Origin of the sequence: Streptomyces sp. SCL15-4 (genome assembly GCF_033366695.1) — a bacterium.
Taxonomy (GTDB): domain Bacteria; phylum Actinomycetota; class Actinomycetes; order Streptomycetales; family Streptomycetaceae; genus Streptomyces.
This window is the reverse complement of record NZ_JAOBTQ010000001.1, coordinates 6,283,638-6,306,224: the sequence shown is the minus strand read 5'-3', so window position 1 is coordinate 6,306,224 and position 22,587 is coordinate 6,283,638. Positions and strand designations below refer to the sequence as shown.

General features: G+C 71.2%; 17 protein-coding genes. 5 read left to right on the top strand and 12 right to left on the bottom strand.

Translation table 11 applies throughout. The features are described from left to right. Positions 1 to 2 precede the first annotated feature (2 nt). Genes tkt through pgl form a run of 5 tightly spaced genes read left to right on the top strand, consistent with a single transcriptional unit; the run spans position 3 to position 6,667 of the window. On the top strand, positions 3 to 2,090 hold the full coding sequence (gene tkt, locus SCK26_RS28260) for a transketolase (RefSeq protein ID WP_318204152.1): 2,088 nt from the start codon (positions 3 to 5) through the stop codon (positions 2,088 to 2,090). A 33-nt stretch (positions 2,091 to 2,123) separates the two neighbouring features. Then, positions 2,124 to 3,242, top strand: coding sequence for a transaldolase (gene tal, locus SCK26_RS28255; RefSeq protein ID WP_318204151.1), 1,119 nt, complete (start codon positions 2,124 to 2,126; stop codon positions 3,240 to 3,242). 1 nt (position 3,243) lies between these two features. Beyond that, complete coding sequence (gene zwf / locus SCK26_RS28250) at positions 3,244 to 4,782, top strand: glucose-6-phosphate dehydrogenase (protein WP_318204150.1); 1,539 nt, start codon at positions 3,244 to 3,246, stop codon at positions 4,780 to 4,782. Continuing rightward, entirely contained in the window at positions 4,779 to 5,888 is a 1,110-nt protein-coding gene (opcA, locus tag SCK26_RS28245) for a glucose-6-phosphate dehydrogenase assembly protein OpcA (protein WP_318204149.1), read from the top strand. The genes zwf and opcA overlap by 4 nt, the downstream gene beginning before the upstream one ends. Further along, complete coding sequence (gene pgl, locus SCK26_RS28240; protein WP_318204148.1) at positions 5,885 to 6,667, top strand: 6-phosphogluconolactonase; 783 nt, start codon at positions 5,885 to 5,887, stop codon at positions 6,665 to 6,667. Before opcA ends, pgl begins: the two co-directional genes overlap by 4 nt. A 69-nt stretch (positions 6,668 to 6,736) precedes the next feature. On the opposite strand, the gene pgi is transcribed toward pgl, so the two are convergent. From pgi to uvrC, 12 genes are all read right to left on the bottom strand, one after another. Continuing rightward, the gene (gene pgi / locus SCK26_RS28235; RefSeq protein WP_318204147.1) at positions 6,737 to 8,389 is read right to left on the bottom strand and encodes a glucose-6-phosphate isomerase; all 1,653 of its coding nucleotides are present in this window, start codon (positions 8,387 to 8,389) and stop codon (positions 6,737 to 6,739) included. Between the two features lie 49 nt (positions 8,390 to 8,438). After that, positions 8,439 to 9,698: an MFS transporter gene (locus tag SCK26_RS28230; RefSeq protein ID WP_318204146.1), complete on the bottom strand. Its 1,260-nt coding sequence runs from the start codon at positions 9,696 to 9,698 to the stop codon at positions 8,439 to 8,441. Between the two features lie 131 nt (positions 9,699 to 9,829). Continuing rightward, on the bottom strand, positions 9,830 to 10,165 hold the full coding sequence (locus tag SCK26_RS28225; RefSeq protein WP_010352468.1) for an RNA polymerase-binding protein RbpA: 336 nt from the start codon (positions 10,163 to 10,165) through the stop codon (positions 9,830 to 9,832). Positions 10,166 to 10,398: 233 nt separating this feature from the next. Continuing rightward, positions 10,399 to 10,635: a preprotein translocase subunit SecG gene (secG, locus tag SCK26_RS28220; RefSeq protein WP_318204145.1), complete on the bottom strand. Its 237-nt coding sequence runs from the start codon at positions 10,633 to 10,635 to the stop codon at positions 10,399 to 10,401. A gap of 109 nt (positions 10,636 to 10,744) precedes the next feature. Then, positions 10,745 to 11,521, bottom strand: coding sequence for a triose-phosphate isomerase (gene tpiA, locus SCK26_RS28215; protein WP_318204144.1), 777 nt, complete (start codon positions 11,519 to 11,521; stop codon positions 10,745 to 10,747). 5 nt (positions 11,522 to 11,526) lie between these two features. Next, positions 11,527 to 12,738 carry a phosphoglycerate kinase gene (locus SCK26_RS28210; RefSeq protein ID WP_318204143.1) on the bottom strand — a complete coding sequence of 404 codons (1,212 nt, stop codon included), beginning with the start codon at positions 12,736 to 12,738 and terminating at the stop codon, positions 11,527 to 11,529. A 135-nt stretch (positions 12,739 to 12,873) separates the two neighbouring features. Next, positions 12,874 to 13,881 carry a type I glyceraldehyde-3-phosphate dehydrogenase gene (gene gap / locus SCK26_RS28205; protein ID WP_318204142.1) on the bottom strand — a complete coding sequence of 336 codons (1,008 nt, stop codon included), beginning with the start codon at positions 13,879 to 13,881 and terminating at the stop codon, positions 12,874 to 12,876. A 298-nt stretch (positions 13,882 to 14,179) separates the two neighbouring features. Then, a complete protein-coding gene (locus tag SCK26_RS28200; RefSeq protein ID WP_318204141.1) occupies positions 14,180 to 17,128 on the bottom strand; it encodes a M14 family zinc carboxypeptidase in 2,949 nt (982 codons plus the stop codon). A gap of 157 nt (positions 17,129 to 17,285) precedes the next feature. Further along, on the bottom strand, positions 17,286 to 18,275 hold the full coding sequence (gene whiA, locus SCK26_RS28195; protein ID WP_014672011.1) for a DNA-binding protein WhiA: 990 nt from the start codon (positions 18,273 to 18,275) through the stop codon (positions 17,286 to 17,288). Further along, positions 18,266 to 19,333: a gluconeogenesis factor YvcK family protein gene (locus SCK26_RS28190; protein WP_318204140.1), complete on the bottom strand. Its 1,068-nt coding sequence runs from the start codon at positions 19,331 to 19,333 to the stop codon at positions 18,266 to 18,268. Before SCK26_RS28190 ends, whiA begins: the two co-directional genes overlap by 10 nt. Continuing rightward, positions 19,330 to 20,373, bottom strand: a complete 1,044-nt coding sequence (gene rapZ / locus SCK26_RS28185; RefSeq protein ID WP_318204139.1) for an RNase adapter RapZ — start codon at positions 20,371 to 20,373, stop codon at positions 19,330 to 19,332. Before rapZ ends, SCK26_RS28190 begins: the two co-directional genes overlap by 4 nt. Continuing rightward, complete coding sequence (gene uvrC, locus SCK26_RS28180) at positions 20,370 to 22,478, bottom strand: excinuclease ABC subunit UvrC (protein WP_318204138.1); 2,109 nt, start codon at positions 22,476 to 22,478, stop codon at positions 20,370 to 20,372. The genes rapZ and uvrC overlap by 4 nt, the downstream gene beginning before the upstream one ends. Positions 22,479 to 22,587: the final 109 nt, after the last annotated feature.

Sequence of the window (22,587 nt, the reverse complement as noted above, 5' to 3'; positions counted from 1 at the left end):
GGGTGAGCACCAAGCCGACCACCACAGACCTTGAGTGGACCGAGCTGGACCAGCGGGCCGTGGACACCGCCCGTGTCCTGGCCGCAGACGCCGTACAGAAGGTCGGCAACGGCCATCCCGGTACGGCGATGAGCCTGGCCCCCGCCGCCTACACCCTCTTCCAGAAGGTGATGCGGCACGACCCGGCCGACCCGGAGTGGGTCGGGCGCGACCGCTTCGTGCTGTCCGCCGGCCACTCGTCCCTGACCCTCTACACCCAGCTCTACCTGGCCGGCTTCGGCCTGGAGCTGGACGACCTGAAGGCCTTCCGGACGTGGGGTTCGAAGACCCCGGGCCACCCGGAGTACGGGCACACCAAGGGTGTGGAGACCACCACCGGCCCGCTGGGCCAGGGTGTGGCCAACGCGGTGGGCATGGCGATGGCCGCCCGTTACGAACGCGGTCTGTTCGACCCGGAGGCGCCGGCCGGCGAGTCCCCCTTCGACCACTTCGTCTACTGCATCGCCGGTGACGGCTGCCTCCAGGAGGGCATCGCCGCCGAGGCGTCCTCGCTGGCCGGCCACCAGAAGCTGGGCAACCTGGTCCTGCTGTGGGACGACAACCACATCTCGATCGAGGGCGACACCGAGACGGCCGTCTCGGAGGACACCGTCAAGCGGTACGAGGCCTACGGCTGGCACGTGCAGCGGGTGGAGGCCCAGGAGAACGGCGACCTGGACCCGGCGGCGATCTTCGCCGCGATCCAGGAGGCCAAGCGGGTCACCGACCGGCCGTCCTTCATCGCGATGCGCTCGATCATCGCCTGGCCGGCCCCGAACGCGCAGAACACCGAGGCCGCGCACGGCTCGGCGCTGGGCGACGACGAGGTCGCGGCCACCAAGCGCGTCCTCGGCTTCGACCCGGAGCAGAGCTTCGAGGTCGCCGACGAGGTCATCTCCCACACCCGCAAGGCGCTGGAGCGCGGTGCCGAGGCGAAGGCCGAGTGGGAGAAGTCCCTCCAGGTCTGGCGCGAGGCCAACCCGGAGCGGGCCGCCGAGTTCGACCGGATCGGCAAGGGCGAGCTGCCCGCCGGCTGGGAGGAGAAGCTCCCGGTCTTCGAGCCCGGCAAGAGCGTGGCCACGCGTGCCGCGTCCGGCAAGGTGCTCCAGGCGCTCGGCGCGGTGATCCCCGAGCTGTGGGGCGGCTCCGCCGACCTCGCCGGGTCGAACAACACCACCATCGACAAGGACAGCTCGTTCCTGCCCGCGGGCAACCCGCTGCCGGAGGCCGACCCGTACGGCCGCACCATCCACTTCGGCATCCGCGAGCACTCCATGGGCGCCGAGCTGAACGGCATCGCCCTGCACGGCAACACCCGTGTCTACGGCGGCACCTTCCTCGTCTTCTCCGACTACATGCGCAACGCCGTGCGCCTGTCGGCCCTCATGCACCTGCCGGTGACGTTCGTGTGGACGCACGACTCCATCGGCCTCGGCGAGGACGGCCCCACCCACCAGCCGGTCGAGCACCTGGCCTCGCTGCGCGCCATCCCGGGCCTGAACATCGTCCGCCCGGCCGACGCCAACGAGACCGCCATCGCCTGGCGCGAGATCCTGGGCCGCTGGACCAAGGAGTTCGGCAAGGGCCAGCCGCACGGCCTCGCGCTCACCCGCCAGGGCGTGCCGGCGTACGAGCCGAACGAGGACGCGGCCAAGGGCGGCTACGTCCTGTTCGAGGCCGACGGCGGCGAGCCGCAGGTCATCCTGATCGCCACCGGTTCCGAGGTGCACGTGGCCGTGGAGGCGCGTGAGCAGCTGCAGGCCGACGGCGTTCCCACGCGTGTCGTCTCGATGCCGTCCGTCGAGTGGTTCGAGCAGCAGGACCAGGGGTACCGGGACTCCGTGCTGCCGCCGTCCGTGAAGGCCCGCGTCGCCGTGGAGGCGGGCATCGGGCTCACCTGGCACAAGTACGTGGGGGACGCCGGCCGCATCGTGTCCCTGGAGCACTTCGGTGCCTCCGCGGACGGCAAGCTGCTCTTCCGCGAGTTCGGCTTCACCGCCGAGAACGTGGCCGCCAAGGCGCGGGAATCCCTCGCCGACGCTCAGCGCTGACGCTCATATACGACACGTAGGAGATGTAATTCCATGACAGACGCACTCAAGCGCCTCTCCGACGAAGGCGTCGCGATCTGGCTGGACGACCTGTCGCGCAAGCGGATCACGTCCGGCAACCTCGCCGAGCTGATCGACCAGCAGCACGTCGTGGGCGTCACCACCAATCCGACGATCTTCCAGAAGGCGATCTCCCAGGGCGACGGCTACGACCAGCAGCTGTCCGACCTGGCCGCCCGCAAGGTCACCGTCGAAGAGGCCATCCGCATGATCACCACGGCGGACGTCCGCGACGCCGCCGACATCCTGCGCCCGGTCTTCGACGCCACCGGCGGCCAGGACGGCCGGGTCTCCATCGAGGTCGACCCGCGCCTGGCCCACCACACCAAGGCGACCGTCGCCGAGGCCAAGCAGCTGGCCTGGCTCGTCGACCGTCCCAACACCCTGATCAAGATCCCGGCCACCCAGGCGGGTCTGCCGGCGATCGCCGAGGTGATCGGCCTCGGCATCAGCGTCAACGTCACGCTGATCTTCTCGCTGGAGCGCTACCGGGCCGTCATGGACGCGTACCTCACCGGCCTGGAGAAGGCGAAGGAGCGGGGTCTCGACCTGTCGAAGATCCACTCCGTGGCGTCCTTCTTCGTCTCCCGCGTGGACACCGAGATCGACAAGCGGCTGGACGGGATCGGCACCGACGAGGCCAAGGGGCTGCGCGGCAAGGCCGCCCTCGCCAACGCCCGCCTGGCCTACCAGGCGTACGAGGAGGTCTTCTCCTCCGACCGCTGGACGGCGCTGGAGAGCGCCGGCGCCAACAAGCAGCGTCCGCTGTGGGCGTCGACCGGCGTGAAGGACCCGGCGTACTCGGACACCCTGTACGTCACCGAGCTGGTCGCGCCGAACACAGTCAACACCATGCCGGAGGCCACCTTGGAGGCCACCGACGACCACGGTGAGATCACCGGCGACACCATCAGCGGCACCTACGAGCAGGCGCGCGCCGACCTCGACGCGCTGGAGCGGCTCGGGATCGCCTACGACGACGTCGTGCAGGTGCTGGAGGACGAGGGCGTCGACAAGTTCGAGGCGTCCTGGAACGACCTGCTCAAGTCGACCCAGGCGGAGCTCGAGCGCCTGGCCCCTTCGGAGGGCTGAGTTGACACCCGTTTCCGGTTCCGGAGCGAACCCGCTTCGTGACTCGGCCGACCGGCGGCTCCCGCGCATCGCGGGGCCGTCGGGCCTGGTCATCTTCGGTGTCACGGGCGACCTGTCCCGCAAGAAGCTGATGCCCGCGGTGTACGACCTCGCCAACCGGGGTCTGCTGCCGCCGGGCTTCTCCCTGGTGGGCTTCGCCCGCCGCGACTGGGAGCACGAGGACTTCGCCCAGGTCGTGCACGACGCCGTCAAGGAGCACTCCCGCACACCCTTCCGCGAGGAGGTCTGGCAGCAGCTCATCCAGGGGATGCGCTTCGTCCAGGGCACCTTCGACGACGACGAGGCCTTCGAGCGGCTGCGCGCCACCATCGAGGAGCTGGACAAGGCACAGGGCACGGGCGGCAACTTCGCCTTCTACCTGTCCGTGCCGCCGCGCTCCTTCCCGGTGGTCATCCAGCAGCTGAAGAAGCACGGCCTGGCCGACCAGAGCAGCGGCTCCTGGCGCCGCGCGGTCATCGAGAAGCCGTTCGGGCACGACCTGGAGTCCGCCGAGGAACTCAACAAGGTCGTGCACGAGGTGTTCGAGCCGGACCAGGTGTTCCGGATCGACCACTACCTCGGCAAGGAGACCGTCCAGAACATCCTGGCGCTGCGCTTCGCCAACACCATGTTCGAGCCGATCTGGAACCGGTCCTTCGTGGACCACGTCCAGATCACCATGGCCGAGGACATCGGCATCGGCGGCCGGGCCGGCTACTACGACGGCATCGGCGCCGCCCGCGACGTCATCCAGAACCACCTGCTCCAGCTGATGGCGCTCACCGCCATGGAGGAGCCCGCCTCCTTCGACGCGGACGCGCTGGCCGCGGAGAAGGAGAAGGTGCTCGGCGCCGTCCGGCTGCCGAAGGACCTGGGCGCCAACACCGTGCGCGGGCAGTACGCGGCGGGCTGGCAGGGTGGCGAGAAGGTCATCGGCTACCTCGAAGAGGAGGGCATCGACCCGAAGTCGAAGACCGACACCTACGCCGCGGTCAAGCTGGAGATCGACAACCGCCGCTGGGCGGGCGTCCCCTTCTACCTGCGCACCGGCAAGCGGCTGGGCCGCCGGGTCACCGAGATCGCGGTGGTCTTCCAGCGGGCCCCGCACTCCCCGTTCGACACCACGGCGACGGAGGAACTGGGCCAGAACGCGATCGTCATCCGCGTCCAGCCGGACGAGGGCGTCACGGTCCGCTTCGGCTCCAAGGTCCCGGGCACCTCGATGGAGATCCGGGACGTGTCCATGGACTTCGCCTACGGCGAGTCGTTCACGGAGTCCAGCCCGGAGGCGTACGAACGGCTGATCCTGGACGTGCTGCTCGGCGACGCCAACCTCTTCCCGCGCACGGAGGAGGTCGAGCTCTCCTGGAAGATCCTCGACCCGATCGAGGAGCACTGGGACAAGCACGGCAGGCCCGCGCAGTACAAGTCGGGCACCTGGGGTCCGGTGGAAGCGGACGAGATGCTCGCACGAGACGGACGGAGCTGGCGCCGGCCATGAAGATAGATCTGACCGACACCACCGCCGGAGAGATCAACAAGGCGCTCGTGCGGGGCCGCCGCGCCATCGGCACACCCGCCGTCGGCATGGTCCTCACCCTCGTCATCGTCACCGACGAGGAGAACGCCTACGACGCCCTGAAGGCCGCCAACGACGCCTCGCGCGAGCACCCCTCGCGCACGCTCGTCGTCGTCAAGCGGGTCTCCCGCGGCCCGCGCGACCGCACCGCCTCGCGGCTGGACGCCGAGGTGCGGGTGGGCGCGGACGCGGGCACCGGCGAGACGGTGGTCCTGCGGCTGTACGGCGAGGTCGTCGAGCACGCCGACTCGGTGGTCCTGCCGCTGCTGCTGCCGGACGCCCCGGTCGTCGTGTGGTGGCCGGTGAACGCGCCGCTCGACCCGGCGAAGGACCCGCTGGGCGCGCTCGCCCAGCGCCGGGTCACCGACAGCTACGCCGCCGAGCAGCCGGTGCGGGAGCTGTCCGCCCGCGCCGCCGCCTACACGCCCGGCGACACCGACCTGTCCTGGACCCGGATCACGCCGTGGCGCTCGATGCTGGCGGCGGCCCTGGACCAGGTCGACTGCGAGGTGCGCGGCGTCGAGGTGGAGGGCGAGGAGTTCAATCCGAGCTGTGAGCTGCTGGCGATGTGGCTCGCGGACCGGCTGGACGTCCCCGTCCGTCGCTCCCTGTCCGCCGGCCCGGGACTCACGGCCGTCCGTCTGGACACCAGCCGGGGCCCGATCACGCTGGACCGCGCGGACGGTTCGCTGGCCACGCTGGCCATCGAGGGCCAGCCGGCCCGCGCGGTGGCGCTGAAGCGGCGGGACACCGCCGAGCTGATCGCGGAGGAGCTGCGCCGGCTGGACCCGGACGACACCTACGCGTCGGCGCTGCGCTACGGCGTGGAGCGGCTGACCACGGTGCCCCAGCAGGCCACCGGGGCCGCGGCCGAACCGGACGCCGAGCCGGACACCGCTCCCGAGGCCGCCGCTCCGGAGGCCGCTGCCGAACCGGAGCCGGTGGAGGAGGCGGCCAAGGCCCCCGCGAAGAAGGCGGCGGCCAAGACCGCGAAGAAGGCACCGGCGAGGAAGGCGGCGGCGAAGTGAGCACACCGCAGCTGGTCGTCCACCACGACAAGGAGCTGATGGCGCAGGCCGCCGCGGCCCGCCTGATCACGAAGATCGTGGACGCGCAGGCCTCCCGGGGCACCGCGTCCGTGGTCCTCACCGGCGGCCGCAACGGCAACGGCCTGCTGGCCGCGCTGGCGGCGGCGCCCGCCCGGGACGCCGTCGACTGGGGCCGGCTGGACCTGTGGTGGGGCGACGAGCGCTACCTCCCCGAGGGCGACCCCGAGCGCAATGTCACGCAGGCCCGCGAGGCCCTGCTGGACTCCGTCCCGCTGGACCCGGAGCGCGTGCACGCCATGCCCGCCTCCGACGGCCCCCACGGCACGGACGTCGAGGCGGCGGCCGAGGCGTACGCGGCGGAGCTGGCGAAGGCGGCCGGGCCGGAGAACCACGGCGCGGTGCCCGCCTTCGACGTCCTGATGCTGGGCGTCGGCCCGGACACCCACGTGGCCTCGCTCTTCCCGGAGCTGCCGGCCGTACGGGAGACCGAGCGCACGGTGGTCGGCGTGCACGGCGCGCCCAAGCCCCCGCCGACCCGGATCACCCTGACCCTCCCCGCGATCCGCGCGGCCCGCGAGGTCTGGCTCCTCGCGGCCGGCGAGGACAAGGCGGAGGCCGCGGCCATCGCCCTGTCCGGCGCGGGCGAGATCCAGGCCCCGGCGGCGGGCGCGTACGGCACCCGGCGCACCCTGTGGCTGCTGGACTCCGCCGCGGCCTCGCAGCTGCCGCGGTCGCTGTATCCGCCGGCGTCGCCCTGAGACACGGGCGGGAACGACGGACGGCGGGGGCCGGGGCCTCCGCCGTCCGCTTTTCCCGGGCCGCTGTTCTCAGCTCCGGCCGCGCAGTTCCCGGTACCGGGCCACCAGCGCCTTCGTGGACGCGTCGAGACCGGGGACCTCGGCGCCCTCGGTGAGCGCGGGTTCGACGCGCTTGGCGAGGACCTTGCCCAGCTCCACGCCCCACTGGTCGAAGGAGTCGATGTTCCACACCGCGCCCTGGACGAACACCTTGTGTTCGTAGAGGGCGATCAGCTGGCCGAGCACGGACGGGGTCAGCTCACGGGCCAGGATCGTCGTGGTGGGCCGGTCGCCCGGGAAGGTCTTGTGCGGGACCAGTTCCTCGGCGACGCCCTCGGCGCGGACCTCCTCGGCCGTCTTGCCGAAGGCGAGCGCCTGGGTCTGGGCGAAGAAGTTGGCCATCAACAGGTCGTGCTGGGCCTTGAGTTCACCGCTCAGCTCGGCGACCGGCTCGGCGAAGCCGATGAAGTCCGCCGGGATCAGCTTGGTGCCCTGGTGGATCAACTGGTAGTAGGCGTGCTGCCCGTTGGTGCCGGGCGTGCCCCACACCACCGGCCCGGTCTGCCAGTCCACCCGCTCGCCGTCACGGGAGACGTACTTGCCGTTGGACTCCATGTCCAGCTGCTGGAGGTAGGCGGTGAACTTCGACAGGTAGTGCGAGTACGGCAGCACCGCGTGGGACTGCGCGTCGTGGAAGTTGCCGTACCAGATGCCCAGCAGACCCAGCAGCAGCGGCGCGTTGGCCTCGGCGGGCGCGGTGCGGAAGTGCTCGTCCATCAGCCGGAAGCCGTCGAGCATCTCCCGGAACCGGTCCGGCCCGATCGCGATCATCAGGGACAGGCCGATCGCGGAGTCGTACGAGTACCGCCCGCCGACCCAGTCCCAGAACTCGAACATGTTGTCCGTGTCGATGCCGAAGTCGGCGACCTTACCGGCGTTCGTGGACAGCGCCACGAAGTGCTTCGCCACGGCCTTCTCGTCGCCGAGCGCGGCCAGCAGCCACTGGCGCGCCGAGGTGGCGTTGGTGATGGTCTCGATCGTCGTGAACGTCTTGGACGCGATGATGAACAGGGTCTGCGCCGGGTCCAGGTCGCGGATCGCCTCGTGCAGGTCGGCCCCGTCCACGTTGGAGACGAAGCGGACCGTGAGGTCGCGGTCGGCGAAGCTGCGCAGCACCTCGTAGGCCATCGCGGGGCCGAGGTCGGAGCCGCCGATACCGACGTTGACCACGTTCTTGATGCGCTTGCCGGTGTGTCCGGTCCACTCGCCGGAGCGGACCCGGTCGGCGAAGTGCGCCATCTTGTCCAGCACCGCGTGCACCTTGGGCACGACGTTCTCGCCGTCGACCTCGATCACGGCGTCCCGCGGGGCGCGCAGCGCGGTGTGCAGCACCGCCCGGTCCTCGGTGACGTTGATCTTCTCGCCGCGGAACATGGCGTCCCGCAGTCCGAAGACGTCCGTCGCCGCGGCCAGCTGGCGCAGCAGCCGCAGGGTGTCGTCGGTGACCAGGTGCTTGGAGTAGTCGATGTACAGGTCGCCGACCCGGAGCGTGTACCCGGTGCCGCGTCCGGGGTCGGCGGCGAACAGTTCCCTCAGCCGGGTGTCCGCCAGCTCCTCGCGGTGCTCGGCGAGGGCGGCCCACTCGGGCGTCTGGTGGAGCCTGGTACGGCCGTCTGCGTTCATGTCGACTTCAGCCTTCTTTCCTGCGACCTGTCCCACTGCCGGTTCCAACCTAATTGATCACCGCACGGCGCGAGTGGTCGTCCGGCACCACCACACGTATGTCCCGCTTGCGCAGCGGTATCAGCGCGGTGACGGACAGGACGAAGAAGACGGCCGTGAGCAGAGCGGGCGTGTTGGGACCCCAGGCCGTGGCCGCGGCACCGCCGAGGATCGCGCCCGGCGGGACTCCCGCGACGGCCAGGGTCCGGAAGGCCGATCCGACCCGGCCGAGCAGGCCGGCGGGCGTGCGTTGCTGCATCAGGGTGGTGGTGTTGACGTTCCACAGCATGCCCATGAACCCGAAGACGGCGAGGGCGGCCACCAAGGCGGGCAGGCTGCGCACCGTACCCATGACGACGAGGGCTGCGGTCTGCACGGCGCCGGCGAGCAGCACCGCGCGCAACGGGCCGAGCCCGGCCGTGATCCGCCGGTTCGCCACTCCTCCGGCCAGGCCGCCGACCGTGTACGCGGTGGCCGCCGCCGCGTAGCCGCCGCTGCCCGCGCCCAGCCACCCGGTCACCAGCACGACCAAGGTGGCGATCAGGGCTCCCATGCCGACGTTGCACAGCGCCGTCGCGGCGCACAGCCCGCGCAGCGGCCGGTCGTGCCACAGGACGCGCAGCCCGTCGGCGATCTCCCGGCGCAGGGTGCCGCCCGCCGGTCCCGGCGAGCGGTCGGGCACGGCGGGCCGCAAGGAGGCGACCAGGGCGGCGGCGACGAGGAAGGTGGCCGCGTCGGCCGCGAAGGGAACGGATGTCCCCGCGGCCATCAGAATCGGCACGGCGGGCGCTCCCAGCAGACCACCGGTGATCTTCTGACCGGACATCAGCCGGGCGTTGGCGCTGCCGAGGGCGTCCGGTTCCACCAGCGCCGGCAGCAGGGCCGTGGCCGCGTTGTCGAACAGGGTCTGAAGGGTGGTCAGCGTGAAGGCGAGCGCGATCAGCAAGGCGATCGAGGCGTGTCCCAGGGCGACGGCCACCGCGAAGGACGCCATGAGCAGCCCGCGCACCGCGTCCACCGTCCACATCGCACGGCGCTGGTCCACACGGTCGGCGACGGCCCCGCCGAGCAGGCCGAAGACGATCCAGGGCAGGTAACCGCAGGCGACCACGGCGGCGATGAGCAGAGGTCGGCCGGTCAGCGAGGCGGCGAGCAACGGCAACGCTGCCGTGCGCAGCGCGTCACCGAAGCTGGAGAGCACGGCTGCGCTCCACAGCCGTCCGAAGCCCCCGCGCCATGCCGGCGCCCGCTCGTCCCCCGTCTTGGCCATCGTCGCAACTCCCCCGTCGGTTCACGCCGTAACGAGAACCGTAGAGGGCGCCACTGACAACCGGTCGGCGTCACGTGGGGCGCGGACGGGCTCCGGCCGGGCGCCCGCGGGCACCCGGCCGGTGAGAAGTCCTAGATTTCGCCGCGCAGTTTGGCGAGCGCCTCGGCGAGGATCGCCTCGCCGTCCGCGTCGCTGCGCCGCTCGCGTACGTACGCGAGGTGCGTCTTGTAGGGCTCGGTGCGCGGCGGGGCCGGCGGGTTGTCCCGGTCCTGGCCGGCCGGGAAGCCGCAGCGGGGACAGTCCCAGGTGTCGGGAACCTGCGCGTCGCTGGCGAAGCTGGGCTGCGTCTCGTGCCCGTTGGAGCACCAGAAGGAGATGCGCAGACGCGGCGCGGACTCGCCGCGCTCGGCCTCGCCCATCGGCCCCGCCCCGACCCGGCTTCCTCGGATCGCGTTGCCACTTGCCACGGTCGTAACTCCCTGCGTGATGGTGCCGCGAAGCTAGTCGGCGTTTCACTTCGCCGCGAGCGCCTCAGTCTACGTAAGGCCCAACGCGCGTCCAGTGATTGGAGTTACCGGCCCCCACACCAAGACGCAAGCCCCATGATAGGCCGCGCTCACAGGCGCGTACCCAACATGGGGCTTTGCGTGGGAAATACGCGGTGCGGACCGGTCGTACGGCCGGTTCGCGCGGTCGCGTGTCAGTTGTTCGACTTCATGACGAGGCCGAGGACGATGATGCACGCGAACCAGAGCAGGCCGATCACGATGGTGATCCGGTCGAGGTTGCGCTCGGCGACCGAGGAACCGCCGACGGAGGACTGCATGCCGCCGCCGAACATGTCGGACAGGCCGCCGCCCTTCCCCTTGTGCATCAGCACCAGCAGCATCAGCAGCAGGCTGAAGACGATCAGGGCGATCGAGAACCCCAAAACCACGGCTGGACCAACTTCCTCGGATTCGGATGGACGACGGGGGCACAGCGCCTCGGCTGTGCCCCCGCAAGAGTACGACGTATCGCCGCTACCGCCTACTCACGGCCCGGCGTCACTGATCGCGGAAGCGCACGATCTTGACGAACTCGTCGGCGTCCAGCGAGGCGCCGCCGACCAGGGCGCCGTCGATGTCGGGCTGGGCCATGATCTCGGCGCAGTTGCCCGACTTCACGGAGCCGCCGTACTGGATGCGGACCTTGTCGGCCACGTCCTGGGAGTACAGCTCGGCGATCTTGGCGCGGATCGCGGCGCAGACCTCCTGGGCGTCCTCGGCGCCGCAGACCTTGCCGGTGCCGATGGCCCACACGGGCTCGTAGGCGATCACGACGGTCTCGGCCTGCTCGGCCGGGAGGTCCTTGAGGCCGCCCTCGACCTGGGCGAGGGTGTGGGCGACGTGGTTGCCCGCCTCGCGGACGTCCAGCTCCTCGCCGACGCACAGGATCGGGGTGAGGCCGTGCTTGTAGGCGGCCTTGACCTTGGCGTTGACCAGCTCGTCGGTCTCGTGGTGGTACTGCCGGCGCTCGGAGTGGCCGATCGCCACGTAGGTGCACTTCAGCTTGGCCAGCATGGAGCCGGAGATCTCGCCGGTGTAGGCGCCGGAGTCGTGCTGGGAGATGTCCTGGGCGCCGTACTTGATCTTGAGCTTGTCGCCGTCGACCAGGGTCTGCACGGAGCGCAGGTCGGTGAAGGGCGGCAGGACGGCGACCTCTACGGCCTCGTAGTCCTTGTCGGCCAGGGCGAAGGCGAGCTTCTGGACGTGTGCGATGGCCTCGAGGTGGTTGAGGTTCATCTTCCAGTTGCCCGCCATCAGCGGCGTGCGCGTGCTCATCGAGGTCAGTCCTCCAGTGCGGCGAGGCCGGGGAGCGTCTTGCCCTCGAGGTATTCGAGGGAGGCGCCGCCACCGGTCGAGATGTGGCCGAATGCCTTCTCGTCGAAGCCGAGCGTGCGCACGGCCGCGGCGGAGTCACCGCCGCCGACGACGGTGAAACCGTCGGAGTCGACGAGGGCGTGGGCGACCGCCTTGGTGCCCTCGGCGTAGTCGGGGTGCTCGAAGACGCCCATGGGACCGTTCCAGAAGACGGTCGCGGCGTCGGCGAGCTTCGAAGCGTACAGCGTGCGGGTCTCCGGACCGATGTCCAGGCCCTCCTGGTCGGCCGGGATGGCGGTCGCGGCGACCGTGGTGGGGTTGGTCGGGGCCTTGGTCTTCAGGTCCGGGAATTCGGGCGAGACGAGGACGTCGACGGGGAGGACGAACTCCACACCGCGCTCCTCGGCGCGCTTCAGGTACTCCTTGACCGCCGGGATCTGGTCCTCCTGGAGCAGGGAGATGCCGACCTCGTGGCCCTGGGCCTTGAGGAAGGTGTAGGCCATGCCGCCGCCGACGAGGATGCGGTCGGCCTTCTCCAGCAGGTGGTCGATGACGCCCAGCTTGTCGGACACCTTGGCGCCGCCGAGCACGACCGCGTACGGCCGCTTGACGTCCTCGGTGAGCTGCTTCAGGACGCCGACCTCGGTGGCGATCAGGTGGCCGGCGTAGTGCGGCAGCCGGGCCGGGAGGTCGAAGACGGAGGCGTGCTTGCGGTGGACGGCGCCGAAGCCGTCGCTCACGTAGACGTCGGCGAGGGCGGCGAGCCGGTCGGCGAACTCCCCTCGCTCCGTGTCGTCCTTGGACGTCTCGCCGGGGTTGAAACGCAGGTTCTCGATGACCGCGACCTGGCCCGGCTGGAGGCCGTCGACGGCGTCGTGGGCGGCGGGGCCGACGGTGTCCTCGGCGAAGGCGACCGGGGCGCCGAGCAGTTCGCCGAGGCGCTCGGCCGCGGGCAGCAGCGAGAAGGCGGGGTCCGGGGCGCCCTTGGGGCGGCCCAGGTGCGAGGCGACGACCACCTTGGCGCCCGCGTCCGCGAGGGCCTTGACGGTGGGCAGGACGGCGCGGATGCGGCCGTCGTCGGTGATGGTCCCGTCGGCCAGCGGCACGTTGAGGTCGGCGCGGACGAAGACCCGCTTGCCGCTCACGCCGTCGGCGAGAAGTTCGTCGATCGTCTTCATGGGGTGGTCTCCTGAGGAGGGCTCGTGTGCACCTGATCGTAAAAGGGCGGGGTCGGTACGTGAGAGCAGGGCCCGGACAGCGCGACGGTGCGCTGCCCGAGCCCTGCTCTCACTTCGGGGTCCTGCGGTTTGCGATCAGAGCTGGTTGCCGACGAAGACCGTGAGGTCCACGAGGCGGTTGGAGTAGCCCCACTCGTTGTCGTACCAACCGATGACCTTCACGTTCTTGCCCTCCTGGACCATGGTCAGGGAGGAGTCGAAGGTGCAGGACGCCGGGGCGTTGACGATGTCGGAGGAGACGATCGGGTCCTCGGTGTAGTCGAGGAGGCCCTTCAGCTCGCCCTCGGCGGCCTTCTGGAAGGCGGCGTTGACCTCTTCCTTGGTGACCTCGCGGCTCAGCTCCACGACCAGGTCGGTGACCGAGCCGGTCGGGACCGGGACGCGCATGGCCATGCCGTCCAGCTTGCCCTTGAGGTGGGGCAGGACCAGGGCGGTGGCCTTGGCGGCACCGGTGGTGGTCGGGATGATGTTCTCGGCGGCGGCACGGGCGCGGCGCAGGTCCTTGTGCGGGAAGTCCAGGATGCGCTGGTCGTTCGTGTACGCGTGCACCGTCGTCATCAGGCCCTTGACGATGCCGAAGTTCTCGTCGAGGACCTTGGCCATCGGCGCCACACAGTTGGTGGTGCAGGAGGCGTTGGAGATGACGTTGTGCTGCGCCGGGTCGTACTTGTCCTGGTTGACGCCCATGACGATGGTGATGTCCTCGTCCTTGGCCGGAGCCGAGATGAGGACCTTCTTGGCGCCACCGGCGAGGTGCTTGGCGGCGTCCTCGCGCTTGGTGAAGATGCCGGTGGACTCGATGACGATGTCGACACCCAGCTCGCCCCACGGGATGTCGGCCGGGTTGCGCTCGGAGAGCACCTTGATGGTGTGGCCGTCGACGGTGATCGTGTCGGCGGTGTGGGTGACCTCCTGCTTGAGGCGGCCCAGGATCGTGTCGTACTTCAGCAGGTGGGCGGTGGTCGCGGTGTCACCCAGGTCGTTGACAGCCACAACCTCGATGTCCGCTCCCTGCTCCAGCAGCGCGCGGAAGTAGTTACGACCGATGCGGCCGAAGCCGTTGATGCCTACGCGGATCGTCACGAACCGATCTCCTCGTTGGTACGCCGGCTATGCGGTGCCGGCGAGCTCTGTTTGGGATGTCCCCGACCACCCCCGACCCTACCTCTCTGAGGCCCCCTGGGTGACATCGAGACAACCCATACACGGGCAGGCGGTCCGTACCGGCCAGTAGAGGTACGGACCGCCCCGGATCGACGGCTGAATCACCCGCATTTGGTATGGAATGCCGGGCACCTCTCACGTCATTTTCACTCGTTCGTGAGCGGGTCGGCTCACTTGATGAACGGCTCGTCCGCGCACCGTTGAGAGGGGCCTGCGCTCACCTGTCCAGCGCGGCGAACGCCTTCCTCAGCAGCGCCGCCCGGTCGGCCGCCGAGACCATCTGTTCCAGACCGAAACCGAGCAGCACGGTGTCGTCCGTGGTGACCGCCGCGTACGTCCGGAACAGGGCCCCGGTGCGGGCCCAGTCCTTGCGGACCGGCGCACTGCCCGCCGGCGGCCCGGCCGCCCGCCAGGCGCCCAGGGACGACTCGAAGCCCTCGGTCTCCCGCGCCGCGCCGCCGACGACCAGCGAGGCGTCGTCGGCGAGGACGCCCCGGCCGCCGGTGCCGGTGTCGGTGATGTAGCCGATCGAGACCTCGACGGACTTCCCGGCGTACGCGCTCAGGTCGAAGGCCACCCGCTGCCAGCCGGCGGAGGTGCCGGAGAGGCTGTTCCAGGCGCCGCTGGAACCGGTCGCGGCGCAGGTGGTACCGGACGGCGTCAGATAGTGCTTCAGCCAGGGGTGCTCGGCGGTCAGGGCGCCGCACTCGTCCGGCACGGTCGTCCGGGTGGCTCCCGAGGCCTCCGGCAGCGTGGTCCAGTCGTCGGCGCCCACGGTGTGCGCCTCCACCACCACGTGGTCGTAGCCGGGTTCGGTGTCCCACAGCAGCCGGGCGCTCAGGGCCGGCCGGTCGGCGGCGACGACTCCGGTGAGGTCGAGGGTGCGGGTGAGCCGCTTGTAGGCGTTGTCGGTGTGCACGGCGGCGGCCATGAAGGCGCCCGCGTACGGCCCGTAGGGGTTGGTGGTTCCGCTGAACGCGCCCGCGCCCGCGCTTGCGAACTGCGGGAACGCGGTGGCCGGCAGTTCCTCGGAGGTGACGCCGTAGGCGCCCGCCGCGTCGAGCGGGTTGCCGGGCGCGTCGCCGAGGGGTCCGGCGGCGCCGGCGAGCGCGCCGGAGCCGGTGAAGCCGGTGGCTCCCTTGGCCGGCGTACGGCTGTAGGCGCCCAGGTAGTACTGGCTGAAGTCGTCGGACAGGGTGCCGTCGCCGAGGTCGACACTGCCGCCGGCCCGCTCGCCGGCCTCGATCAGCCTGCCGCCCTCGTTGAGGTAGGCGCGCAGCCGCAGCTGGGTGGCGTTGCCGGGGCCGCCCGGGCCGGAGTAGTGCACGACCGTCCGGAAGTGCTTCAGCACGCCGAGCGGGTCCGGAGCGCCCTGGGTGGCCACGTCCCAGACGACGGCCCGGTGCCCGGCGGCCCGGACCGCGTCCGCGTAGGCCCGGGCCTGGCCGGCTGCGGTGCCCTCCTCGGCGACCACCAGCGTGTCGGCGGCCGGCCGCCGCGCGACGGTGTAGGTGAAGTGCGGGCCGGAGACCTTCCGTCCGCTCCTGGTCTCACCGGTGAACCACACCTCGACCCGGTCGCCCGGCTCGCCGTCCCGCACCTTGGCGCGGTACTCGTCGAAGTAGAGGTCGTCCTCGCCGCCGTAGACCTCGCCGCCCTTCCAGGGCCTGAGCGCCTGGTCGAGGGTGCGGCCGCCGTTGACGCGGTACCTCAGCTCCTTGTCCCGGAGCGCCTTGCGGGCGACGACCGCGACCTCCTGGTCCGCGCCCCGGGAGTACGACGTGGTGAACGAGGCCGGGGTGAAGTCGGCGGCGTCCAGGCCGACGGCGGAGGCCGGCCGGTCGGGGTGCGCCGCGGTCTCGGCGACGGAGAGCGCGAACGGGACGTTCTTGGCGAACTCGCGCCGGATCAGCTTCTCGTCGTCGGGGAAGGTGAAGGACGACCGGCAGTCGCCGCGGTTCCAGGCGTCGTCCGGGTCGCTGTCCGACGCGGTCTGACACGTCGACATCTCCGGGGTGAACATGGCCATTCCGTTGACGTTCGACGCGTGGCCGTCCGCCTCGCCGTTGGTGGTGTACAGCTCCGAGGAGACCTGCGGACGGTAGCCGGGAACGGCGGAGTCGTCCGGGGTGCCGGCCAGTGCCCGGTAGAGGACGTCGTCGGGCGTCGGCGTGGCCACCTGCCAGCCCACGCCGTAGAGCAGGAGTTCGGCGGCGGAGTGGTAGTTGATGCCGTAGCGGAAGCCGACCCGCTTCTCCAGGGCGTCCAGGGCCCTGGTCTCGGGCTCGGAGCCGGGGCTCGCGCCGCGGTAGGTCTGGCTGGTGGGGTCGGGCGACGAGCCCTCGTTGTCGTAACCCCACTTGTAGGCGAAGTTGCGGTTGAGGTCGACGCCGTCGCCCACGCCGATGGCGCCGTCGCCGTCGACGTCGCGCAGGTTCTTGCGCCACAGGCGGGTGCTGGGGTCCTTGAAGGTGTAGTCGTAGCCGTCGGGGTTGGCCGAGAGGACGAACCACAGCTCGGTCGAGTCGACGATGCTCCTGACGCGCCGGTCGCTCGTGTAGTGGTCCAGGTAGTGGTGCATCAGCCGGCGGGTCATCTCCGGCGTGATCCACTCGCGCGCGTGCTGGTTGGACATGTAGAGCACGGCCGGCTTGGAGCCGTCCCGCGACGTCCGCGCGTTCCTGGTCATCTTGAGCGCGAGGATGTCCTGGCCGTCGACGGTCTTCCCGATGGACTCGACCTTGGTGAGGCCGGGGTGTTCCCGGGCGGTGCGGAGGATCTCCTCCTTGAGGCCGCCCTTTCCGCTGTACGGGCGGAACACGCCTTGCGCCGCGTCCTCCACCCGGGCCTGCGCCCGGGAGGAGAGGGTGTGCTCGGTGAGGGTGACGCCCTGCCCGCGCAGCCGGGCGGCCTGCTTGCCGGTGAGGTAGACCTCGACCCGGGTCCTGCCGCCGCCGGCCGCCGGCTCACCGAGTTCGTGGCCGTCCTGACCGGCCTTCAGCAGCAGGGGTACCTGCTGCTTCGTGACCTCCGCGCGGTAGACCCCGACCTCGTCCGGTCCGGTGGGTGCCGGGCCGTCGCTCCGTGCCTGGGCCGTGGGTGTGAGGCTCGCTCCGCCGATCATCAGCGCGCCGACAGCGAGGATCGATCTCGCTCTGTGTCTCATGAACCCCCCAACAGGTGGTCCGCACCAGCGGCGAACAGGCTGCCAGGCTCATGGCACTCGATGATCGAGTCAAGGGCGCCTCATGGACACGCGAACGCCGGTGCCGACCACCCGGACGGGCGGACGACGGCACCGGCGAGTTGACGCTCCGTCCGGCTCAGCCGGCCAGGTTGTCGGCCAGTTCCTCGGTGAGGTTGGCCTCCGTGCCCGGGATGCCCAGGTCGGCGGCGCGCTTGTCGGCCATCGCCAGCAGACGGCGGATACGGCCCGCGACGGCGTCCTTCGTCAGCGGCGGGTCGGCGAGCGCACCCAGCTCCTCCAGGGAGGCCTGCTTGTGCTCCATGCGCAGCCGTCCGGCGGCGGCGAGGTGCTCGGGAACCTCGTCGCCGAGGATCTCCAGGGCGCGCTGGACCCGGGCCCCGGCGGCCACGGCGGCCCGGGCCGAGCGGCGCAGGTTGGCGTCGTCGAAGTTGGCGAGCCGGTTGGCCGTGGCCCGCACCTCGCGGCGCATCCGGCGCTCCTCCCAGGCCAGCACCGACTCGTGCGCGCCGAGCCGGGTGAGCAGGGCGCCGATCGCGTCGCCGTCGCGGACGACCACCCGGTCCACCCCGCGCACCTCGCGGGCCTTCGCCGCGATGGACAGCCGGCGGGCGGCACCGACCAGGGCGAGCGCCGCCTCCGGGCCCGGGCAGGTCACCTCCAGGGAGGAGGAGCGGCCGGGTTCGGTCAGCGAGCCGTGCGCCAGGAAGGCCCCGCGCCAGGCCGCCTCCGCGTCGCAGGTGGCCCCGGAGACCACCTGCGGGGGCAGCCCGCGGATCGGCCGGCCCCGTCCGTCGACCAGACCGGTCTGCCGGGCCAGCTGGTCACCGCCCGCGACGACCCGTACGACGTACCGGGAGCCGCGGCGCAGTCCGCCGGGGGCCATCACGATCAGCTCGGAGCTGTGGCCGAAGATCTCCAGGATGTCCCGCTTGAGCCGGCGCGCCGCCATCGCGGTGTCCAGCTCGGCCTCGATCACGATGCGCCCGCTCACCAGGTGGAGGCCGCCGGCGAACCGCAGGATGGCGGAGACCTCCGCTTTCCTGCAGCAGGTCCGGGTGACGGGGAGCCGGGAGATCTCGTCCTTCACCGCTGCCGTCATCGCCATGGGCCGATCCTTCCATGCATCCGAAAAATACGGTCGTACGCGGCGGCCAACAGCTCCGGGTCATGCCGGGGCGATCCGTCGGTCCGGGCCACCGGCGCCAGCTCGACCGCGGCTCCCAGCCGCTTGGCGGCCTCGGTGAGCGAATCGCGGTCGGGCACGGCGGCCTCGTCGGCCAGCACCACGTCCAGGGCGAGTTTAGGGGCGTGTCGCCCCAAAACCTCCAAATGACGCTGCGGGGAGAAGCCCTCGGTTTCTCCCGGCTGCGGCGCGAGGTTCAAGGAGAGCACACGGCGCGCCTTGGTCTCGGTGAGGGCGTCCAGCAACTCGGGCACCAGCAGGTGCGGGATGACCGAGGAGAACCAGGAGCCGGGGCCCAGCACCACCCAGTCCGCGTCCAGGACCGCCGCCACGGCCTCGGGGACGGCGGGCGGGTCGTTGGGCACGAGGTGCACCGACTGCACCTCGCCGGGCGTCAGGGCGACGGTCGCCTGTCCGCGCACCGTGTCCACGTCGTCCGGGCGCTCCGGGTCGTGTCCCTTGACCAGGGCCTGCAACTCCAGCGGCACGGCGGACATGGGCAGCACCCGGCCGTGCGCGCCGAGCAGCTTGCCGACCAGGTCCAGGGCCTGCACATGGTCGCCGAGCTGCTCCCACAGGGCGACGATCAGCAGGTTGCCGACCGCGTGCTCGTGCAGATCGCCCTGGGACTGGAAGCGGTGCTGGATGACCCGGGCCCAGGTCTGGCCCCACTCGTCGTCGCCGCACAGCGCGGCCAGCGCCTTGCGCAGGTCGCCGGGCGGCAGCACGCCCAGCTCGTCCCTGAGCCGGCCGCTGGAGCCGCCGTCGTCGGCCACGGTGACGACGGCGGTGAGATCGCCGGTGATCCGGCGCAGCGCGGCGAGCGACGCGGACAGGCCCATGCCGCCGCCGAGCGCGACCACCTTGGGCTGGGCGCCGCGCCGGCGGGGCCGGCCCCCGCGGGCCTCGACCGGGCGGCCGGCGCGTGCCTCGGGCACCATCCGGCGCAGCCTGCCCAGCCGCGGTGTACGTTGCGTCATTCCCGTCCCATGTCCCGGTGCACGACCACCGTCTCCACTCCCTCGGCCGCGAGCCGCGCGGCGAGCTTCTCCGACATCGCGACCGAGCGGTGCTTGCCACCGGTACAGCCGATGGCGATGGTCACGTACCGCTTGCCCTCGCGCCGGTACCCGGCGGCGATGAGCCGCAGCAGTTCGGCGTACCGGTCGAGGAACTCCTTGGCGCCGGGCTGGTTGAAGACGTAGGCCGCGACCTCCTCGTTGAGGCCGGTGTAGGGGCGCAGCTCCGGGACCCAGTGGGGGTTGGGCAGGAATCGCATGTCCGCGACCAGGTCGGCGTCGACCGGGAGGCCGTACTTGAAGCCGAAGGACATCACCGTGGCCCGCAGCTCGGGCTCCTCCTCCCCGGCGAACTGGGCGTCCATCTTGGCGCGCAGCTCGTGCACGTTCAGGCTGGAGGTGTCGATCACCAGGTCGGCGTCGCCGCGCAGCTCGCGCAGCAGCTCGCGTTCGGCGGCGATGCCGTCCACGATGCGTCCGTCGCCCTGGAGCGGGTGCGGGCGGCGCACCGACTCGAAGCGGCGGACCAGGGCCTCGTCGGAGGACTCCAGGAAGACGATCCGCCGGGTGACGCCCCGGGTGTCCAGGTCGGCGAGGGACTCGCGGAGGTTGTCGAAGAAGCGCCGGCCGCGCACGTCCACGACCACCGCGATCCGCGCCACGTTGCCCTGCGAGCGGGCGCCCAGCTCCACCATGGTGGGGATGAGGGCGGGCGGGAGGTTGTCCACGACGAACCAGCCGAGGTCCTCCAGACACTTGGCGGCCGTGGACCGGCCGGCTCCGGACATGCCGGAAATGATCACCAGCTCGGGGATGGCCGCCTCGGGGACCCCGGCTGTCTCGCTGCCCGTACTCACCTGTGCTCCGTTGTCGTGGCCCGTCTCCCGGCCGGCGTCGGGCCGGGCCGGGCCCTGGCCGGTGCCGTGCCGGACGCCCTGGTCGCCCTGGTCGCCGTGCGTCCGATCTCGCTGTGCCATGGGCTGTGCGTCGTGCTCCGTCATGTCTCCTGCCCCCGTCGTTCGTCCGGGACGCCCGCGGTCACGGGCTCCCCCGAGGAACCTCCCGTCGTACCGGGTTCCTCGTCCTCAATGATCTCTCCGGTCGCCGTGTTCACGGCGGGTGCGGCCGGGGCCGCCTGGGCGAGGGCCACGGCGATGGTCTCCGCCGTCTTCCGGCCTATCCCGGGCACTTCCTGGATCTGCTCGATTGTGGCGGACCGCAGCTTCTTCACCGAGCCGAAATGCTTGATGAGCGCCTGCTTGCGGGTCTCTCCCAGGCCGGGGACGTCGTCCAGCGGGCCCGCGCGGAAGCGCTTGGCGCGCTTGGTGCGCTGGTAGGTGATCGCGAAGCGGTGCGCCTCGTCACGCACCCGCTGGAGCAGGTAGAGGCCCTCGCTGGTGCGGGGCAGGACCACCGGGTCGTCCTCGCCGGGCACCCAGACCTCCTCCAGGCGCTTGGCGAGACCGCAGACGGCGATGTCGTCGATGCCCAGCTCGTCCAGGGCGCGCTGGGCCGCGGCGACCTGCGGCTGACCGCCGTCGACGACCACCAGCTGGGGCGGGTAGGCGAACTTCCGGGGCCGGCCGTCGTCGTTCTTGAGGGAGTCCGTGATCACCTCCGGGGCGGCGGGCGCGCCGTCGACGCTCCCGGCGCCGGTGCCGTCGGCGTCCGGGACGTCGGAGCCGTCGGCCCACTCCCCCGTCCGCTCCTTCTCGGCGAGGTAGCGCCGGAAGCGGCGGCCGATCACCTCGTGCATGGAGCGGACGTCGTCCTGGCCGGCGAAGCCCTTGATCTGGAAGCGGCGGTACTCGCTCTTGCGCTGCAGCCCGTCCTCGAAGACGACCATGGAGGCCACCACGTCGTCGCCCTGGAGGTGGGAGATGTCGTAGCACTCGATCCGCAGCGGGGCGCTGTCCAGGCCGAGGGCCTCGGCGATCTCCTCCAGCGCGCGCGAGCGGGTGGTCAGGTCGGAGGCGCGCTTGGTCTTGTGCAGCGCGAGGGACTGCTGGGCGTTGCGCTGCACGGTCTCCATCAGCGCCTTCTTGTCGCCGCGCTGCGGGATGCGCAGCGACACGTTCGCCCCGCGGCGGCCGGTCAGCCACTCCTGGACCGGCTCGACCGGCTCGGGCAGGGCCGGGACCAGCACCTCCTTGGGGACGGCGTCCCCGCTCTCCTCGCCGTACAGCTGCTGGAGGGCGTGCTCGACCAGGGCGCCGGTGGTGACGTCCTCGACCTTGTCGGTGACCCAGCCGCGCTGTCCGCGGACCCGGCCGCCGCGTACGTGGAAGATCTGCACGGCCGCCTCCAGCTCGTCCTCGGCGACGGCGACGAGGTCGGCGTCGGTCGCGTCGGCGAGGACGACCGCGTTCTTCTCCATGGCCTTCTTCAGGGCCTCGATGTCGTCGCGCAGGCGGGCCGCCCGCTCGTACTCCATCTCCTCCGCCGCCTCCATCATCTGCTTCTCCAGGCGGCGGAGGTAGGTGCCGGTCCGGCCCGCCATGAAGTCGCAGAACTCGTCGGCCAGATCCCGGTGGTCCTCGGGGCCGATCCGGCCGACGCAGGGCGCGGAGCACTTGCCGATGTAGCCGAGCAGGCAGGGCCGGCCGGTGCGGGTGGCGTTCTTGAAGACGCCGGCCGAGCAGGTGCGCACCGGGAACACCCGCAGCAGCAGGTCGACGGTGTCCCGGATGGCCCAGGCGTGGGCGTACGGCCCGAAATACCGGACGCCCTTCTTCTTGTGACCGCGCATCACCTGGACGCGGGGAAACTGCTCGTTCATCGTCACCGCGAGGTACGGGTAGCTCTTGTCGTCGCGGTACTTGACGTTGAACCGGGGGTCGTACTCCTTGATCCAGGAGTACTCCAGCTGAAGGGCCTCGACCTCCGTGGACACCACGGTCCACTCCACGGACGCGGCGGTGGTCACCATCGTCCGGGTGCGCGGGTGCAGGTTCGCCAGGTCCTGGAAGTAGTTCGCCAGGCGCTGGCGCAGGCTCTTCGCCTTTCCGACGTAGATCACCCGGCGGTGCTCGTCACGGAACCTGTACACCCCCGGAGAGTCCGGGATCTCACCCGGCCTGGGGCGGTAGCTGGAGGGATCGGCCATGTCTCACACCCTACTGGCGAGCACCGACACCGCGTCGGGCCTGTGGACAACCCTCGTGCTCATACGGCGGCCTCCCCCCGGACCGCGCTCGCGTCCCGAGGCCGGCGGC

Coding starts and splice junctions, on each gene's coding strand:
- tal (WP_318204151.1), top strand. CDS start 2,124: ATGACAGACGCACTCAAGCGCCTCTCCGACGAAGGCGTCGCGATCTGG.
- opcA (WP_318204149.1), top strand. CDS start 4,779: ATGAAGATAGATCTGACCGACACCACCGCCGGAGAGATCAACAAGGCG.
- pgi (WP_318204147.1), bottom strand. CDS start 8,389: ATGAACGCAGACGGCCGTACCAGGCTCCACCAGACGCCCGAGTGGGCC.
- SCK26_RS28230 (WP_318204146.1), bottom strand. CDS start 9,698: ATGGCCAAGACGGGGGACGAGCGGGCGCCGGCATGGCGCGGGGGCTTC.
- tpiA (WP_318204144.1), bottom strand. CDS start 11,521: ATGAGCACGCGCACGCCGCTGATGGCGGGCAACTGGAAGATGAACCTC.
- SCK26_RS28210 (WP_318204143.1), bottom strand. CDS start 12,738: ATGAAGACGATCGACGAACTTCTCGCCGACGGCGTGAGCGGCAAGCGG.
- SCK26_RS28200 (WP_318204141.1), bottom strand. CDS start 17,128: ATGAGACACAGAGCGAGATCGATCCTCGCTGTCGGCGCGCTGATGATC.
- whiA (WP_014672011.1), bottom strand. CDS start 18,275: ATGGCGATGACGGCAGCGGTGAAGGACGAGATCTCCCGGCTCCCCGTC.
- SCK26_RS28190 (WP_318204140.1), bottom strand. CDS start 19,333: ATGACGCAACGTACACCGCGGCTGGGCAGGCTGCGCCGGATGGTGCCC.
- rapZ (WP_318204139.1), bottom strand. CDS start 20,373: ATGACGGAGCACGACGCACAGCCCATGGCACAGCGAGATCGGACGCAC.
- uvrC (WP_318204138.1), bottom strand. CDS start 22,478: ATGGCCGATCCCTCCAGCTACCGCCCCAGGCCGGGTGAGATCCCGGAC.